Annotated in this window: 13 protein-coding genes; 12 read left to right on the top strand and 1 reads right to left on the bottom strand. The window is 32.2% G+C overall.

Going from position 1 to position 18,580, the window contains the following annotated elements; translation table 11 throughout:
* Positions 1-250 precede the first annotated feature (250 nt).
* From KQH81_RS16510 to KQH81_RS16475, 8 genes are all read left to right on the top strand, one after another.
* A complete protein-coding gene (locus KQH81_RS16510) occupies positions 251-1,408 on the top strand; it encodes a tetratricopeptide repeat protein (protein ID WP_027638431.1) in 1,158 nt (385 codons plus the stop codon).
* An 18-nt stretch (positions 1,409-1,426) separates the two neighbouring features.
* Positions 1,427-2,113, top strand: a complete 687-nt coding sequence (locus tag KQH81_RS16505) for a response regulator transcription factor (RefSeq protein WP_027638432.1) — start codon at positions 1,427-1,429, stop codon at positions 2,111-2,113.
* The gene (locus KQH81_RS16500; RefSeq protein WP_027638433.1) at positions 2,110-3,492 is read left to right on the top strand and encodes a HAMP domain-containing sensor histidine kinase; all 1,383 of its coding nucleotides are present in this window, start codon (positions 2,110-2,112) and stop codon (positions 3,490-3,492) included. The genes KQH81_RS16505 and KQH81_RS16500 overlap by 4 nt, the downstream gene beginning before the upstream one ends.
* Before the next feature lie 324 nt (positions 3,493-3,816).
* Positions 3,817-4,863: a carbamoyl phosphate synthase small subunit gene (locus KQH81_RS16495; protein WP_027638434.1), complete on the top strand. Its 1,047-nt coding sequence runs from the start codon at positions 3,817-3,819 to the stop codon at positions 4,861-4,863.
* 16 nt (positions 4,864-4,879) lie between these two features.
* A complete protein-coding gene (carB, locus tag KQH81_RS16490; RefSeq protein ID WP_027638435.1) occupies positions 4,880-8,080 on the top strand; it encodes a carbamoyl-phosphate synthase large subunit in 3,201 nt (1,066 codons plus the stop codon).
* Between the two features lie 116 nt (positions 8,081-8,196).
* Positions 8,197-11,253 (top strand): glycoside hydrolase family 2 TIM barrel-domain containing protein, encoded by a 3,057-nt coding sequence (locus KQH81_RS16485; protein ID WP_027638436.1) that lies wholly within the window; start codon positions 8,197-8,199, stop codon positions 11,251-11,253.
* 82 nt (positions 11,254-11,335) lie between these two features.
* Entirely contained in the window at positions 11,336-12,142 is an 807-nt protein-coding gene (locus KQH81_RS16480; protein ID WP_051196217.1) for an EFR1 family ferrodoxin, read from the top strand.
* 176 nt (positions 12,143-12,318) lie between these two features.
* Complete coding sequence (locus tag KQH81_RS16475) at positions 12,319-12,591, top strand: YciI family protein (protein WP_027638437.1); 273 nt, start codon at positions 12,319-12,321, stop codon at positions 12,589-12,591.
* Positions 12,592-12,703: 112 nt separating this feature from the next.
* On the opposite strand, the gene KQH81_RS16470 is transcribed toward KQH81_RS16475, so the two are convergent.
* The gene (locus tag KQH81_RS16470) at positions 12,704-14,605 is read right to left on the bottom strand and encodes a type I glutamate--ammonia ligase (protein WP_027638438.1); all 1,902 of its coding nucleotides are present in this window, start codon (positions 14,603-14,605) and stop codon (positions 12,704-12,706) included.
* 379 nt (positions 14,606-14,984) lie between these two features.
* Between KQH81_RS16470 and KQH81_RS16465 the strand changes: the two genes are divergently transcribed.
* The 4 genes from KQH81_RS16465 to KQH81_RS16450 all read left to right on the top strand — a co-directional run bounded on the left by KQH81_RS16465 (position 14,985) and on the right by KQH81_RS16450 (position 18,466).
* The gene (locus KQH81_RS16465; RefSeq protein ID WP_035770588.1) at positions 14,985-15,503 is read left to right on the top strand and encodes a peptidylprolyl isomerase; all 519 of its coding nucleotides are present in this window, start codon (positions 14,985-14,987) and stop codon (positions 15,501-15,503) included.
* A gap of 18 nt (positions 15,504-15,521) precedes the next feature.
* Complete coding sequence (locus KQH81_RS16460; protein WP_027638440.1) at positions 15,522-15,884, top strand: DUF3783 domain-containing protein; 363 nt, start codon at positions 15,522-15,524, stop codon at positions 15,882-15,884.
* A gap of 27 nt (positions 15,885-15,911) precedes the next feature.
* Positions 15,912-16,601, top strand: coding sequence for a helix-turn-helix domain-containing protein (locus tag KQH81_RS16455; RefSeq protein ID WP_027638441.1), 690 nt, complete (start codon positions 15,912-15,914; stop codon positions 16,599-16,601).
* 146 nt (positions 16,602-16,747) lie between these two features.
* Positions 16,748-18,466 carry a S8 family peptidase gene (locus tag KQH81_RS16450; protein WP_074845465.1) on the top strand — a complete coding sequence of 573 codons (1,719 nt, stop codon included), beginning with the start codon at positions 16,748-16,750 and terminating at the stop codon, positions 18,464-18,466.
* Positions 18,467-18,580 lie beyond the last annotated feature (114 nt).

Genomic DNA, 18,580 nt, shown 5'->3' with positions numbered 1-18,580 from the left:
CTTTTTTACTAAAAAAATGTGAGCCGTCTCTATAGGTTGAGGGGAGATGACAACTCACAATAATAAATACCATTAGTTTATAAACCTATTATACTGTATAATAGATTGTAAGAAATTGCTTATAGATTTCAAATTTATTATATAAAGGTTACAAAAATTTCTAGTTAGTTACGGCTATTTAACCATTGAAGTTATGGTTTATGATTAAATATAATATAAATATAGATTAAAGGTTGAAGAGAGGATAGGTATGAAAAAATTAATCCTTATTATTATGATAGTAATGTTAATGTGGACAGCTACTGGGTGCAGCAGTTTATATGAAGTTCCTGTAAATCTCATGAAGACACCAAAGCTCAATGATAATTACATAAAAAATCAAAAATATCTTACAGATAGTGAACTTAGGGTTCTTATTCAAAGTTTTATGCCAGAAGGCTATAAGCTGTTGGAAGATAATAAGAGTATGGAAAAGCAAAGTATTTATGATGTGGATGTAGATGGAGATAAGAAAAATGAGTATGTAGTATTAGTTAGAAATTCAAATAAAACTAATGTAGGATTTTTCATAGTAAAAAATAAGTATGGAAAATGGGCAAAAGTATTTGAATGGATGGATGAAGGTATTGGAATTAAGACTGTAAAGGCGATAAGAGGACTAAATGACAAGGATGTAAGGCTTCTTGTAGGGAATATGATTAACTCAAAGGGTCCATCTGAATACTATCTTTTTAATTTTGAAGAAAATTGGGATGGCTACTATGTGGATTTAGGAACATGGAGTGATTTATCAATAGTACAGAGTACAGATGAAAGCATAAATTTTGTAGTTGAAAATAGAGATGAATCAAGAATTTTGGAGATGTATTCTGTAAGTTATGATGGGGATAAGTTTAAATATAATAGCAGTGCTGATACCTATCAAAATAAAATCAATGAATATAAGTCTATACTTGAGGAATATGATGGAAATGAAAGCGCATGGTATTATTATATATATGCTAAGTTTATGGCTGGGCGTTATGAAGAGGCACTTAAAAATATGAATGCATATCTAGAACGTGATAAGAGTAGGGATTCTGTCAAGGTAAATGAGATGAAATTCCAATTATTAAAGGCTATGATTTTATCAAAACTTGATAGAGCTGATGAAGCTAAAGAAATTATTGATAGATATGAAGAAAGCTTTAAAGCTACAGACGTTTTGATAGATAATAATGTAAGTGCCTATGAGTTTTACTATACAGCAGGAGTAGTAAACAAAGCATTAAAAAATACAAAAATGGCAAATTATAATTTTAATAGAGCTTTAGATAGACTTGAAAAAACTTATGATAAGAAGCTTGCAGGATATCAAGAGATTGTAAGTGAAGTTATGGAAAGCTTAATAAATGATGCAAAGAAGTAGTTTAGGAGGATGGGGATAATGGATAAGATACTAGTTGTTGAAGATGAAGAAAATATAAGAAGCTTTATAGAGATAAACCTTACAGTGAATAAGTTTTATGTAAAAGAAGCATCTTGTGGAGCAGAAGCCTTTAAGGCGCTTGAGAGTGAGACTTTTGACATAGTAGTTTTAGATATAATGCTTCCTGATATAAGCGGATTTAAGATTTGCGAGAGAATTAGAGAGGAATATCCTAAAATAGCTGTCATAATGCTTACAGCGAAAAACCAAGATATAGATAAGATAATGGGACTTGAAAGTGGAGCAGATGACTATATGGTAAAACCATTTAATCCAACGGAGTTAGTATGGAGAATTAAAGCGTTGCTTAGAAGAATAAAAGGTGTTGAGAAAGAAGATAGTTATATCTTAAAGATAGATGAATTATCTCTAGATAAAAGAGCAAAGAAATTCTTTAAAAAGGATAGAGAAATAAAGCTTACATTAAAAGAAATGAATATAATGGAATTGTTTATGACTAATGTTGGAAAGGCATTTTCGAGAGACGAACTCTTAGATAAAATTTGGGGAGAAAACTTTTACGGCGATGTAAAAACTGTAGATGTTCATATAAGAAGACTTAGGGAAAAGGTAGAAGATAATCCATCAAAGCCTGAATATATAGAAACTTTATGGGGATTTGGGTATAGGATGAGAGAACTATGATTAAAAGTATAAAAAATAGAATTCTAACTTACTACTTGATAGCTATATCTATAACTGTAGGGATTCTAGGTATATTTTCTTGGTACAGTTTAAGAGAATATTATTATAGAAGTATATCTCACAATATGAGTGAACAATTAGACGTAGCAAACACATTTTTCAATAAATACCTAAAAACAATGCCCTTAAGAAAAGCATCTGAAGAAGTAGCAGATACATTATTTGTAAATGCTAATATTCAGATACAGGTCATAGATGAGAATAAAAGCTTAGTATTGGATACTTTAGGAATAAGCGACATAGACTTCAGAAATGATTTGTATATAGACAGAGTACTTAAAAATAACGAAAATATAATTATAAATGGAAAGCTTTTAAGCTATAGTGATGATAACGTAATGATAATAATGAAGCCTATAACAAGCAAAGGGACAGATGGTGTGATTAGATTTATAACATCACTAGATGAGGTAGATAAAGCCCTAAGACGTATAGGGCGAATTATCATATTTATAGCTATTGGAGTAATTATAATAATATGCATGATAAGTGCTCAGATATCAAAGAGTATAATAGGTCCTCTTTTAAAATTAAACGATACTGCTAAAAGAATGGCTAAGGGAGAATATACAGTAAAAGCAGAAAAGGTTTATGATGATGAAATAGGGAATCTTTCTGATACTTTAAATGGAATGTGCGATGAAATTTTAAAGAGTGAAAAGTTAAAGAATGATTTTATATCTTCTATATCTCATGAGCTAAAAACACCTCTGACATCAATAAAGGGATGGGGAACAACTTTAAAGATAAAAGAGCTTCAGTCAGAACAGATGATGGAAAAGGGACTTAATATAATCATAAGCGAAAGTGATAGACTTACTGGGCTTGTAAATGAGCTTTTAGATTTCTCTAGATATGAAACTGGCAATATAAGTCTGAAGCTAGAGAAATTTAACATGGATACACTTCTGCAGGATATATGCATACAGATGAAACCTAGAACTGAGAGAACTGGTGTTGAATTGATTTATGAAAATGGAAACTTAGGAGAAATCACTGCCGATAAAAATAGATTAAAGCAGGTTTTTATAAATCTTGTAGATAATTCTATAAAGTTTTCTAAAAATGGAAGAGTAAAAATATACTCTAGAAAGATGGGAAGCTTTTTACAGATTTTTATAGAAGATAATGGCTGCGGTATAAAAGAAGCGGATTTAGCAAAAGTAAAACAAAAATTCTTCAAAAGTTCTATGGATACATCAGGGAACGGTATAGGATTAGCATTATGTGATGAAATTCTAAAACTTCATGGTGGAAGACTGAAGCTAGAAAGTGAATATGGCAAGGGAACCAAGGCTACAGTAGAGTTAAAAGCTTAAAGTTAAATTTGTTAAAGTATTTGGATAAAAAAACTTTAAGGTTGACACAGAAAGAAATATCAACTAAAATTATTTTTAGTAATTAAATATATGCTTTAAATTGGTACAGAGAGACCAGAAAGAGGTATGAGATGAGATTATATGCTTTTTGTTATACACAAAAACAACATATGGGGCAGCAAAATTTAGTTGGAATACTAAATTTAATTGTTATTAAATTTAATAGGAATATGTACAGGATAGTGAGAGAATTATCATAAAAGGTAATGCTCTTATTATCCTTTTTTTACGCAATAATATAGAAATAGAGGGGAGAAATAAGAAATGTTAGCGAGGCTTATATTAGAAAATGGAAAGATTTTTGAAGGAAAGGCTTTTGGATATATTAGTGATACGGTTGGAGAGGTAGTATTTAATACAGGAATGACAGGTTATCAAGAAGTGCTTACAGACCCATCTTATTATGGACAAATAGTTACTATGACTTATCCGCTTATCGGAAACTATGGAATAAACTTGGAGGACTTAGAATCTTCTACACCAAAGGTTAAGGGATTTATAGTTAGAGAGGTAAGTAATGAACCTAATAACTGGAGATGTGAACTTACATTAGATGCATATCTAAAAGACAATAAGATTATGGGAATTGAAGGAATAGATACAAGAGCATTAACAAAGCTTTTAAGAAATCACGGGACTATGAGAGGAATCATTACTACTAAAGAACTTGGATTAGAAGAAGCTCAAAATATGATAAAGAGTTTTTCAAACAAAGAGGCAGTAAAAAATGTAACTCCAAAAGAAAGCTATGTTATTGAGGGTAAAGGACACCATGTAGCAGTTATGGACTTTGGAATAAAGGCTAATATACTTAGATGCTTCAAAGAAAGAGGATGCAAACTTACAGTGTTTCCAGCACATGCAACAAGTGAAGAAATATTAAGTGTAAATCCAGACTTAGTATTCTTATCTAACGGTCCTGGGGATCCTGAAGACTTGGACGGAGCAATAGAAACTATAAAGAACCTTGTAGGAAAGAAGCCAATAGCAGGAATATGTCTAGGACATCAGCTTTTAGCACTAAGCCTTGGAGGCAAGACTGGAAGATTAAAGTTTGGACATAGAGGATCAAATCATCCAGTTAAAGATTTAGAAGAAAATAAGATTTTTATAACATCCCAAAATCACGGATATGTAGTTGCAGAAATGCCAGAGGGAATGAAAGTAACTCACATGAATGTAAATGATGAAACTGTGGAGGGAATGAGACATGAAACTATGCCTATATTTAGCATTCAGTTCCATCCAGAAGCATGTCCAGGACCAAAGGAAAATCAATACTTATTCGATAAATTTTTAGGTTTAATATAGTGGAGGAGAGAGTAGTATGCCATTAAATAAAGATATTAAAAAAGTTTTAGTTATAGGATCAGGACCAATAATCATAGGTCAGGCAGCAGAATTCGATTATTCAGGAACTCAGGCTTGTGAAGCGCTAAGAGAAGAAGGAATAGAAGTAGTGCTAGTTAATTCTAACCCGGCTACAATAATGACAGATAAAGAAATAGCAGATAAGGTCTATATAGAGCCACTTACAGTAGAATTTCTTGAAAAGATAATTGAAAAAGAAAGACCAGACAGCGTTCTTGCAGGAATGGGTGGACAGACAGCATTAAACTTAGCTGTAGAACTTTCTGAAAAGGGGATACTTGAAAAACATGGAGTAAAGGTAATAGGAACTTCCATAACATCTATAAAAAAGGGTGAAGACAGAGAGCTTTTCAAAGATCTTATGGATGAAATAAATGAGCCAATAATAGAGAGCGACATAGTTACAACTATGGAGCATGGAATAGAATACGCAAATCAAATAGGATATCCAGTTATAGTAAGACCAGCTTACACACTAGGGGGAACAGGCGGCGGAATAGCAGCAAATGAAACAGAGTTAAAGGTGATATTAGAGTCTGGACTTAAACTAAGCCCAGTTGGACAGGTACTTCTTGAAAAGAGTGTAAAAGGATGGAAAGAAGTAGAGTATGAAGTTATGAGAGATGGAGATGGAAACTGTATCACAATATGTAATATGGAAAACATCGACCCTGTTGGAGTACATACAGGAGACAGTATAGTTGTGGCACCAAGCCAAACCTTATCAGATAAAGAATATCAAATGCTAAGAACAGCATCAATAAATATAATAAATGCAGTAGGAATAGAGGGAGGATGTAATGTACAGTTTGCACTTCACCCAACAAGTTTTAAATATGCAGTAATTGAAATCAATCCAAGAGTAAGTAGATCATCAGCTCTTGCATCAAAAGCAACGGGGTATCCAATAGCAAAGCTTGCTGCAAAGATAGCTTTAGGATATACACTAGATGAGATAAAGAATGCAGTTACAGGAAAGACTTATGCATGCTTTGAGCCAACATTAGACTACGTAGTAGTAAAGATTCCAAAATGGCCTTTCGATAAATTTAAGAAGGCAGATAGAATACTAGGAACAAAGATGATGGCAACTGGAGAGATAATGGCTATAGGTTCAAACTTTGAGGCGGCTCTTCTAAAGGGAGTACGTTCTCTAGAAATTGGACAATACTCACTAGAGCATAAAGCGTCAAAAACCTACTCAATGGATCATCTTAAAAAGAGAGTTATAACTCCAGATGATGAGAGATTATTTGCACTAGCCGAAATACTAAGAAGAGGATATTCTATAGAAAAAGTGTGTGAAATCACAGGAATGGATAAATTCTTTGTGAATAAGATCAAATACATCGTAGATCAAGAAGAAAAACTAAAAAACAGCTCAATAGATGATTTAAATAAAGAGTGGTTATTTGAGCTTAAGAGAAAGGGATTCTCTGATAAGGCTATAGCTGATTTCTTAAAAGCTACACCAGAGGAAATATTAGAGCTTAGAAACATATGGAAGATAAAAGTAGGCTACAATATGGTTGACACTTGTGGCGGGGAGTTTGAGGCACTATCACCATACTACTACTCAGCTTATGGAGTAGAAGACGAAGTTATAGTAAGTGACAAAAAGAAAGTTATAGTTATAGGTTCTGGGCCTATAAGAATAGGTCAGGGTATAGAGTTTGACTATGCTTCAGTTCACTGCATAAAAGCTCTAGAGAAGATGGGAATCGAAACAATAATTATAAACAACAACCCTGAGACAGTAAGTACAGATTTTGATATATCGGATAAGTTATACTTCGAGCCGCTTACAGAAGAAGATACATTAAATATAATAGAAAAAGAAAAACCATTAGGAGTTATATTGCAGTTTGGTGGACAGACAGCTATAAAGCTTGCAAAATTCTTCGAAGAGAAGAAAGTTCCAGTTCTAGGAACACTTCCAAGCCATATAGATGAAGCAGAAGACAGAGAGAAGTTTGATGAGATATTAGAAAAACTTGATATAAAGAGACCAAAAGGAAAAGCTGTGTGGTCTATTGAAGAAGGAATGAAGGAAGCAGAAGCTTTAGGATATCCAGTTCTTGTGAGACCTTCTTATGTACTTGGTGGACAGGGAATGGAGATCACTTACGAGGAGAAGGAGCTTAAGGCTTATCTAGAAGGAGCCTTTGTAAGAGATAGCAAAAATCCAGTATTAATAGATAGATATCTCCTAGGAAGAGAAATAGAAGTAGATGCTATATGTGATGGAGAGGATATATTAATACCAGGAATAATGGAGCACTTAGATAGAGCTGGAATACATTCAGGAGATAGTGTAACTATATATCCAAGTCAAAATATAAATAATGATATAAAAGCAGCAGTTTTAGATTACTCAAGAAAGCTTGCACTAGAATTAAAAGTAATGGGTATGATAAATATTCAGTTTATCGAATTTAAAGGAGAACTTTACGTAATAGAAGTTAACCCAAGAGCAAGTAGAACAGTTCCATATATAAGCAAAGTGTCAGGAGTACCTATAGTTGATATAGCAACAAAAGTTATGCTTGGAGAAAAGATAAAAGATATCGGATATGGAGTAGATATATATAAGGAGCCTGAGGTTATATCAGTTAAAGTTCCAGTATTTTCAACTCATAAACTAGGAAAAGTTGAAGTAAGTTTAGGGCCAGAAATGAAATCAACAGGAGAGGTTTTAGGACTCGGACACACAGTTGAAGAAGCACTTTATAAAGGATTCGTAGCAGCGGGAACTTACATGATGGAATCATCAAAGAGGATATTGGCAACAATTAACAATAAGGACAAGAAGGAGTTCTTGCCAATCGCAGAGAATTTAAGTAAATTGGGATACACTTTTGTAGCAACATCTGGAACAGCTACTCTTTTAAGAGAAGCTGGAATAGAAGTGACAGAAGTTAGAAAAATAAATGAAGACAAACCAAATATACTAGACCTAATAGAGAATGGAGAAATTGACATAGTAGTTAATACTCCAACAAAGGGAAATGACTCATCTAGAGATGGCTTCAAAATAAGAAGAACAGCTATAGAACGTTCAATCCCAGTTATTACATCAATAGATACTTTAATCGCTATAACTAGAATAGAAGGAAAAGATATAAAGATAAAGGATCTAGATGCAATAAGCTTATAATTTAATGACATAAGAGAAAAGACAGACTTTAAAATTGGGTGACAAAGGAAAAATATATCATCTAGTATTAAGGTCGGTCTTTTTGTTTCTAAAAATATTATTGGGGGGATATTTAGATGAATTTTTATCAAGAAGACTTTCAGAATTTAAATGTATTAGAGAGGAATAGAATGGAACCTAGAGCCTACTTTTATGACTATAAAAGTTATGAAGATGCGCTTACTTTTAATAAGACAAAAAGCATAGGCTACAAGAACTTAAATGGTAAATGGAAATTTTCATTCAGCAAAAATCCGTATAGGGGACCAAAAGACTTTGAAAAAGAAGAATTTAATGATGAAACTTGGGATAGCATCAAAGTACCTGGCTATTGGCAGCTTCAAGGATATGGACATCCTCATTATACAGATGATATGTATATATTTCCAGTAAATCCACCTAAGGTTCCAACTACAGAGAATGAGACTGGATTTTATAGAAGAACTATGTATATAGATGGAGAATGGTTAAAGGACCAAGTGATTCTAAGATTTGAGGGAGTAGATAGCGCTTATCATTTATGGGTAAATGGAGAGGCTGTAGGATATAGTGAGGGCAGCAGACTGCCTTCGGAGTTTGACATAACAACGTATGTTAAAGAAGGAAAGAACGTAATAGCTCTTAAGGTTTACAGATGGTGTAGTGGAAGTTATTTAGAAGATCAAGATATGTGGTGGCTAAGTGGAATATTTAGAGATGTATCTATTTTAAGAAGACCAAAAACTCAAATAAGAGACTATTTTGCTAAGGGAATTCTAGATGAAACTTATGAAAATGGTATATTGGATTTAGAAATTGAAGTTCAGTTTGATGATGAGAGTGAAGATTCTTTGAATATAGAAATAAAACTTTTAGATGAGAATAACAAAGTAATTGAAGAAAGAAAAACACCTGTAGAGGAGAAGCTGTATCAAGCCTTGATTATACCTAAAGTAAAGAAATGGAGTGCAGAAACTCCAAATCTATATAAACTACTTATAGCACTAAAAAATGGTAATAAAATAATAGATGTGATTCCTCAAAGGATAGGATTTAGAAAAGTAGAGATGAAGGATGGACTTCTTCTTTTAAATGGGAAAGATATATTATTCAAGGGAGTAAACCTTCATGATCACCATGAAACTTTAGGTAGAATATATCCTAAGGAGCTTATGATAAAGGATATAAAACTTATGAAACAAAATAATATAAATGCTGTAAGGTGTTCGCATTATCCTAAAAGTCCTGAATTCTACGATTTGTGTGACCAGTATGGGCTTTATGTGATGGACGAAACAGATTTAGAAACTCATGGATTTCAATATATAGGCAATATAAGTACTATAAGTGATGATAAAGAGTGGAAAAAAGCTTATGTAGATAGAGCATGCAGAATGGTAGAGAGAGACAAAAATTATACTAGCATAGTAATGTGGTCCTTAGGAAATGAATCTGGATTTGGATGCAATTTTAGGGCTATGGCAGAGTACTGTCATGAAAAAGATGATTCAAGACCTGTCCATTATGAGGAAGACAGAAATGCAGAAGTAGCAGATATTATAAGTACCATGTATAGCTCAGTTGAAAAAATGATAGAACACGCTGAGAAGGATTTAGGAAAGCCTCATATACTATGTGAATATGCTCATGCTATGGGAAATGGCCCAGGGGGACTTAGAGAGTATCAAGATTTATTCTATAAATATAAAAGACTTCAAGGAGGATTTGTATGGGAATGGCTTGAGCATGGTATAAAACAAACTAATGAAAATGGAGAAAGCTACTATGCATACGGGGGAGACTTTGGAGATTATCCTAACAATTCTAATTTTGTAGTAGATGGACTAGTTCATGCAGATAGGAGACCGACCCCAGGACTTATAGAATATAAGAAGGTTATAGAACCATTAACCATATCTATGGAGGATCTAGCTAAGGGTATATTCGTATTAAAGAATTTATATGACTTTATAGATTTAAGACATCTAGAGGTATCCTATTCGATTTTATGCGATGAAAGGGTAATATATCATAATGTCAAGTCATTGCCTGTTATAAAGCCATATGATAAGGGAATAATGGTACTAGAATATGATAAGCCAGAAATACTAGAAGAAAACAGCACATATTATTTGAATACAGAGTTTATTCTAAAGAACAGCACTACATGGGCTGATAAAGGACACTGTGTAGCTAAGGAGCAATTTCAGCTTCCTTGGAAAAACGAAGTTGATATTGTACCTTCAAAAGGACATATGACAGTTATTGAGGAAGATAACTTTATCTATATAGAAGGAGAAGAGTTTAAGGTTGAATTTGATTTAATAAAAGGTGAATTGTGTAAATGGTCATATAATGAAGTAGATATTTTAGAACAAGGACCTAAATTTAATCTTTGGAGAGCTACCATTGATAATGATATGTATGCGGTTAAAAAGTGGAAAGCAGCTCATTTAAACCTATGTAGAGAATACGTAGAGAGTAGCGCATGGACTGAAGAGGAAAATTGTATTACAGTAAATATAAATACCTATTTCGCACCTCCAGCTTATTTTTATGGATATAAATTAAGCTATGAATATAAGGTTTATGGTGATGGCCATATAAAAATAAATTTAAAGGGTATTCCAAAAGGTGAATTTCCTGAAATGCTTCCAAGAATAGGAGTTAAGCTGAATGTAAATAAGGAGCTATCTAACGTTACTTGGCATGGAAGAGGACCTGGAGAATGCTATTGTGACAGCAAAGAAGCAAATTTCTATGGAGTGTACAAAGAGAATGTAGAAAATCTTTATACAGATTATGTATATCCTCAAAGTAACGGCAACAGAACTGATGTAAAGTGGGTTGCTTTAAATGAAGATTCGGGTATTGGGTTTATGGTTAAAGGAAATAAACTTGAGTTTTCAGCTTCATACTATGCAGAGGAAGATTTAGATAAGGCTATTCATACCTATGAATTAAAGAAGAGAGACTTTATTACTTTAAACCTAGATTATGAACAAAATGGATTAGGAAGCAATAGTTGTGGACAGGCTCAGCTTGCTCAATACAGGGTAGAAGCTAAAGAGTTCGTTTTTAGCATTGTTCTTAAAGCCTTTGATAACAATGTAGAGAGCGCTGTAGAGGCAAACAAAAACATATTAAATCCTTAAATTAAATGCTCACTCCGTAAGAAGTTGAACTATTTTGGGGATTAGTTTAAAATGGAAAGTAATGAAAAAGGGGGAAACAGGAGTGAGCACGTATATATACTATTTTACTGCCACGGGAAATTCCTTATATATAGCAAAGATGCTTGGGAATATAATACCTGACAGCAAAATTATTTCTATACTTCAGTCTAACAAAAAAGAAGAAACGAGTTTAGAGGCAGATAAGATAGGATTTGTATTTCCTTTATACTATGGCGGTATTCCTAGAGTTTTAGAACAATTCATAAAGAACTTGGAAATAAAGGGGCATCCAGAAATATTTGCAGTTGCTACCAGAGGAAGCAGCACTGGAATGGTCAAAAGTCAGATTAATAAGCTTATGCTTCCTAAGAAAGTTCAATTAAATTATTTGACCTACATAAATATGCCATCAAATTATGTAAGACTTTATGATATGAAGGAAAAACAAGAAAATAAAAGCATAATACTAAATGCTAAAGATGAGGCTATAAAAGCAGCACATGAAATCGAAAGAGGAATAAACAAAGTTGAAAATGATTCCATGATAGCTAACTTAATATATAAACCTATGTATAAATTTTGGAAGAAGTCTTTAAGGAGAAAAGATAATAAATTCACTATTAATGATGACTGTAATCGATGTGGAACCTGCGTAAAGATATGCCCTGTAAATAATATAATTTTAGATGATGGAAATCCAAAATGGCTTCATAATTGTGAGGACTGTATGGCTTGTATTCATATATGTCCTAAAAAAGCTATAAACATAGGAAGAAGAACACAACAAAGAAGACGATACAGGAATCCATTTATAGATGTTAAAGAGATAATAGATCAAAAGATTACAAAAGAAAATGTAATTGACTAAGTTAATTGGAAATAAGAGAAGGCTCATTTAAAGAGCTTTCTTTTTTTATTTTCATAAAAAAATACAATAGTATTGACAAACGAACACATGTTCTATAAAATAAATATTGTGATGATGCATAATATTTTTACTTCAGAATATATATTATTAAAATGATATTCAAAGGAGAGGGAAACATGAAGAAGAAAAGTGGGTTATTTGTAAAGATAAATTATAAGAATGAACTAAATAGTATGGGCCAGAAAGTAGAACTTAAGCATCAGAGGGGAACGGGAGAATTAAATAAATACTTATTCTGTGCAGGAACATATAATAAAGAAGGTGGCACTATGATATTTAGAGCTAAGGACATAGAAGAAGCAAAATATATCGTAGACAATAATCCATTTGTGAATATGGCTAGATACAGCTATGAGATATTAAGCAGAAATAGCATTGTTTTAAGTTAAGAATGAATAGTTTTAGATATATTTTAAAATTATTTTTAGTTGAACGGGATAGAATTATTCTTTATATAAAAAGTTCCATGAAGTGTGTATACTTCATGGAGCTTAATTGCGTTTAGATATCTAAAAGATTTTTTTGATATTCTGCGTACATGGATCTAAGAAGAGACATCTTCTCATCTAATTCTATTTGAAGATTAGATACGGTGTCATAATCCTTTTCAGCTATTGCAGTCTTTATTCTAGTGAATAAGCTCTTGCTTGTATAGCTGTCTTTCATTAGATAATATCTAAGGTCATTTATTATCATCCAATTTTTAACATCCAAATCTAGTGCTTTGTCATATTGATGAAGCATTTTATAAGAACGAATTTCATCCATATAATTTGAAAGGATTCTGTTCTTAATCTCAGTAGCCCATTTGCTAGTTGAGCTTAGCTTAAAGCTATTTATTACAGCTTCTGTAAAAACATCATTTGCGGTTAATACAGAAAGCTTATCTTTGAAATTTACAAAGGCATTAAAGTTTTCATGAACTGTAGCAGGTGCTTTCCCAAAGAACCTTGTTCTTTCTTCTTCAGTATAATCATCAAATACGTCTTCTTCAGATCTGTAAGCTCTATCTTTTTCTAGATAATTTGAAGTTTCACCTGGGTTCTTAGAAAGCTCAGCTAAAAGCTCTTCATCAGAAAGCTTAGATTCTAAAGCATATCTTATTCCGTCACACATAGCCATATAAGTTACAGCCATAGCTAAATAAGTGTTTGTGTATGGGTTAGGGCTTCTAAGTTCGAATCTAGTAGCAAGAGGGTTGCTATTATCTCTTACAACTCCAACAAGTACTGTTCTGTTTCTTGAAGGAACTTCTACACTTCTTCCTAAGGAGGTGACAATACAGATAGGTGCTTCAAATCCAGGCTTTAATCTTCTTAAAGAGTCGTTAGTAGAAGATATAAAAGGATTCATTATTTCATAGTTCTTAAGAACTCCCATAATAGCACCATAGCCTATTCCACTTAAGAATTGATTTTCTTTTCCTGTAAACAAGTTGATCCTTCTTCCATCTTTCAACTTTAATGCAACACCTATATGAATGTGTTTTCCGTTACCAGCAACGCCATCGATAGGCTTAGCATTTAGGGTAACTTCTAATCCATTTCTTCTGAATGTTTCTTGAACTAAATCTCTTACCCAAAGCTCATTATCAGCAGCTTGTATGGCAGTAGAGTATTTCCAGTCTATTTCTAGCTGTTCCATTATATGATTTAAACTTCCTGTTTCGGTAAGCTTAGCTTTTACTCCTCCAACTTCTTTATGACCCATTTCAGGCTCTAAACCGTAATTATCCATGGTAGTTAAAGTTTGTTCCATAGCAGTTCTTACACAGCCTGTAGTCTTTTTCCAATATTGTTCTTGAAGAGTTTGAGATGTTGAAAGTTCTTCAGTTTCAGCTTTATCGTTTGGAGTCTTAACCCAGAATTCAAGTTCTGTTGCAGAGGTTGCTATTATTTCATCAATATCATCAAATGTGATACCAAATGAGGTTAAGCTTTCAGGATGTTTTGCTAATAATTCAAGAAGAGATGATTTGAAATAATCAATAGAGTTTTTTAATATCTTACGAGAGTCAACAAATTTGTTGCAGTGTTTTAAGAAACAAGGAATTCTAATAGTTCCTACTGGCTTTCCAGTGATTTCATCGATGTTTTCATAATTGTAGTCAATGAACCAATTACAATCTAAATCAGATATCATATCTACTTTTGCATTGTTTAAAGAGGCTATTCCAGGAAGGGCAACTGAGGAACCATCTGTTTGAGCAGCATGTCCATATAAAAAGTTGTCAATATCCTCTAAAAATATTTTTACAGGGATTCTTTCGTCGGTGTCATTTCCTGATAAATCTACTCCTACTAGAGAAACAAATTTAATTTCGGGATGGTTTTCGATTATATTACTTAGACTTTTAGGGCAATGAGATTCTTTCGGTATAAAATACAGTAATTCATTTTTCATACTTATCAATCCTACATATGATAACGTAAGATTTTGGTCACATCCTTTCACTAATAATTCTTGTAAATAAAAATCAGGAATACACGAAATACGTACTTAAATTAAAATAAAATATAAAAACATTCTAGTATAAAGCGTATGATGTGTCAATATAAAAAAAAATAATTCATAAAATAATGAAAAATTATAAAATATAATATGTATGAAAAGGTATAGAATTGATAATTAGTGAAAATTATTATGATAAAGTTTAAAATATAAAATATAGACAATTGTGAATTTAATAGTATTTTTTAGAATTTTAGTTATAATAATTATTGATAGCTCAATTGAAGAGTGGTTATAATTATAGAGAAGATTGTGAAAGGAGAGATATATTATGATAAATCCTGTAGTTACTATAAAAATGAAAGATGGAGGTATAATAAGAGTTGAATTATACCCTGAAGTAGCGCCAAATACAGTTAGCAACTTTATATCTTTAGTTAATAAAGGATTCTATAATGGATTGATATTCCATAGGGTTATACCTGGTTTTATGATACAAGGTGGATGTCCAGAAGGAACTGGAATAGGTGGTCCTGGATATGCGATAAAGGGAGAATTTGCAGCTAATGGTTTTAAGAATGACCTTAAACATGAAAGAGGAGTAATTTCAATGGCAAGGGCTATGAACAAAGATTCAGCAGGCAGCCAATTTTTCATAATGGTAGCAGATGCCCCACATTTAGATTCCCAATATGCATCTTTTGGTAAAGTTATAGAAGGAATGCATGTTGTAGACAAAATAATTTCTGTAAAGACTGACCGTATGGATAAGCCATATGAAGATCAAGTTATGGAGAGTGTAGTAGTAGATACATTTGATACAGAGTATGATGAACCACAAAAATTATAATAGAAGGTAGGTACAGCTATGAATAGTAAAAGGCTTCTTTTAGTGTATGGATTAACAAAAGAAGAAAAAGATTTTTTATCTATTTCAAGAATAGAATATATAGATATAAAGCCTGATATGGCATCTTGTAAAATAGCTGATATAATAAATGGGAAAGCTCATATGGGAACTGTGACTAAGCTTCCCGATGAAAAAGTTATACTTATGGATGGTTATAACCAAAATGAGATAATGAATATGGTTAAGTTGATAAGAGCAGGTATTGGAAAAACACCTATACTTGCAGCGGTAACAGAAAACTCAAGCAAATGGTCTTTTAATTATTTACTAAACCATTTAGTAGAAGAAAGAGAATGGTATAGGAATAATTCTAAAAAATAGTATTTTATTTAGAGAGGACGAATAAAGGTGAGCAGAGTAGGAGATAAAATAAAAAGGGCTAGAGAAGATAATAAAATGACTCAAAAACAGCTTGCCAAGAAACTTGGAGTATCTGAAAGTTTCATAAATGAAGTTGAACTTGGAAGAAAGATCATAAATGAAAAGATGATTACAAAGGTATCCAAGATTTTAAATAAAAATATAAATGACATAGGCATGTCTGTAGAAGAGGAAGCTGGAAGTACTAAGGAATCCCCAGCTATGTATAATAAGAATTTTAAAACAGCACCAAAGGAAGAAGTTAAAGATATATGGAATAAAGCTTTTGGAGATGTTATGAGAAACGTGCCAGTATATGATTATACATTAAAGAATCTTAAGGGATATAGAGAAATGGCAGTACATTCGAATAAGATAGAGGGCTTTAATCAGGATAAAGTATTCTTTTTAGAGATTGCTGATGAAGATATGGCTGGATATAGAATTCAAAAAGGAGATATAGCTTTTTGTGCATCTATAAAAGAAATAGAGAACAACAGTATATGTTTTGTAGAGTATAAAGGTATGAGAGCTGTAAGAGCTATAAAAAAATTAGATAATACAAAAGTACTTCTTTTAAACAATTCTAGAGGAGACGTTAGAACAGAAACTTTAAATATAAAAGACATAATACCTCTAGGAAAATTATTAAAACTTGAAATAATACTTAAAGGCTAAAATCAATTTTTAGCAAAATAAAAAACTTTAGGAGAAATTCTAAAGTTTTTTATTTTACTAAAAAGAAATATTTTAAGTAAGTAAAAAACTCTTTCACCAATTAAATAGAATAATCATAATTATATATTGTATAGAAAAAAATGGGAGTGAGTAACATATTAAGTGATGGATCAGTAAACTTAATTTTAAAATTACCTCCTTCTTTAAGAGAAAGATTATATAAACTCTCTATTGAAGATGTCCTTTTGCCAGGAAAGGTAGAATTTGTAGTACTATTTGGAGAAGATGAAGCTATTGTAAGAGAATCTACGGAAAGTTTCGGGGGGAGTTTTGAGAATTTAGGTTTCGGATATGGAATTGTATATCTTCCTATTTCACAAATAGATAGTATTTTGAAGATAAGAGGGATAGATTATGTAGAACTTCCGAAAGTTCTTTATACTTCTTATGCTGTAAGTAATAGAGTTTCTTGTGTAAACGAAGCATGGAATGCATATAATTTAAGTGGAGAAGGAGTTCTTGTAGGATTTATAGATTCAGGTATAGATTACACGCATCCAGCTTTTAAAGATGATGATGGAAAAACCAGAATAGAATATATATATGACTTATCTCAAGGGGGAAAGATATGGAATAAAAATCAGATTCAACAGGCTATTGATTCAACAGATCCATTCAGCATAGTTGATGAAGTTGATGACAATGGACATGGTACGCATGTAGCAAGTATTGCCTGTGGAGGAGGGAAAATAAGTCAAGTATATTATGGACCTGCATATAAGAGTTCCATTGCCATGGTTAAAATAACTCCTAAAGGAAGTTTAAACATGGGGACAAGTACACTAATAATGAGAGGAATTAAATTCCTTATAGATAAATCTAAAGAATTAAACAAACCCTTAGTTATAAACTTAAGCCTTAGCACTAATAGTGGAGCTCATAATGGAAAAAGTTTATTTGAGAAGTATATATCAACAGTAAGTGCATTAGAACCAATAGTTTTTGTAGCTGCTTCAGGAAATGATGGAGACACATCTCAGCATGTAGGGGGAATTCTCAAGAAAACACAGGACATAGCCTTGACTATTGCTAGAGATGAGTCAAATATAACTATACCTTTGTACAAGGGATTACTAAGCAATATAAGTATTGAAATAATAAATCCAGCTTCGCAAAGCAGTGGTGTAATAGATATTAGAGAAGAATTTTTTGATAGACAGGTTGGTAGGGATAGAGTATTAATATATTACACAGGACCTAAGCCATTTGATATAGATGGAGAAATTATAATAAGCTTACTTTCTCCAGAAAATCAATTTTTATTAAGTGGTGTATGGACTATTAGAATTAAATTATTAAATGAGACAACCAGCATATACAATATGTGGATGGCTGTAACTTCAAGTTTGAATAAAGAAACAAAATTTTTAAATCCAGATATATACAATACATTAGGGATACCTGCGACTGTTGAAAATGTTATATCTGTTGGAAGTTATAACCCATTTACGGGAAATATATCATCATTTTCTGGAAGAGGGTCTATCAATAATCCTGTGTTAAAACCAGATATAGTAGCTCCAGGAGAAAACATAGAAGCAGCAATTCCTAGAAATAGATACGGGACAAAAAGTGGGACGTCTATGGCAACACCAGAGGTATCAGGAATATGTGCATTGCTTTTAGAGTGGGGAATCGTTAAAGGGAATGACGTCATACTTTATGGAGAAAGGCTGAAATATTATCTAGTTAAGGGAGCAAAAAGAGAAAGAACTGATGTAGTATATCCTGATACTGTATGGGGCTATGGGGAAGTGTGTTTAAATAATGCTTTAAATCTGCTTAGGCTTAATAGAATAAATTAATAGAATCAATGAGATCTATTAGTACAATTATTGATTGGCAAGAAAATAAAATAAAGAAAGTGTAATAAAATGGTAACGAATTAGTTCTTTTATCATATTATATAATGAAGCATT

It is taken from the genome of Clostridium cadaveris (assembly GCF_020911725.1).
Lineage (GTDB): Bacteria > Bacillota > Clostridia > Clostridiales > Clostridiaceae > Clostridium_X > Clostridium_X cadaveris.
The sequence above is the reverse complement of the archived record's forward strand: the minus strand, read 5'-3'. Positions and strand labels throughout refer to the sequence as shown.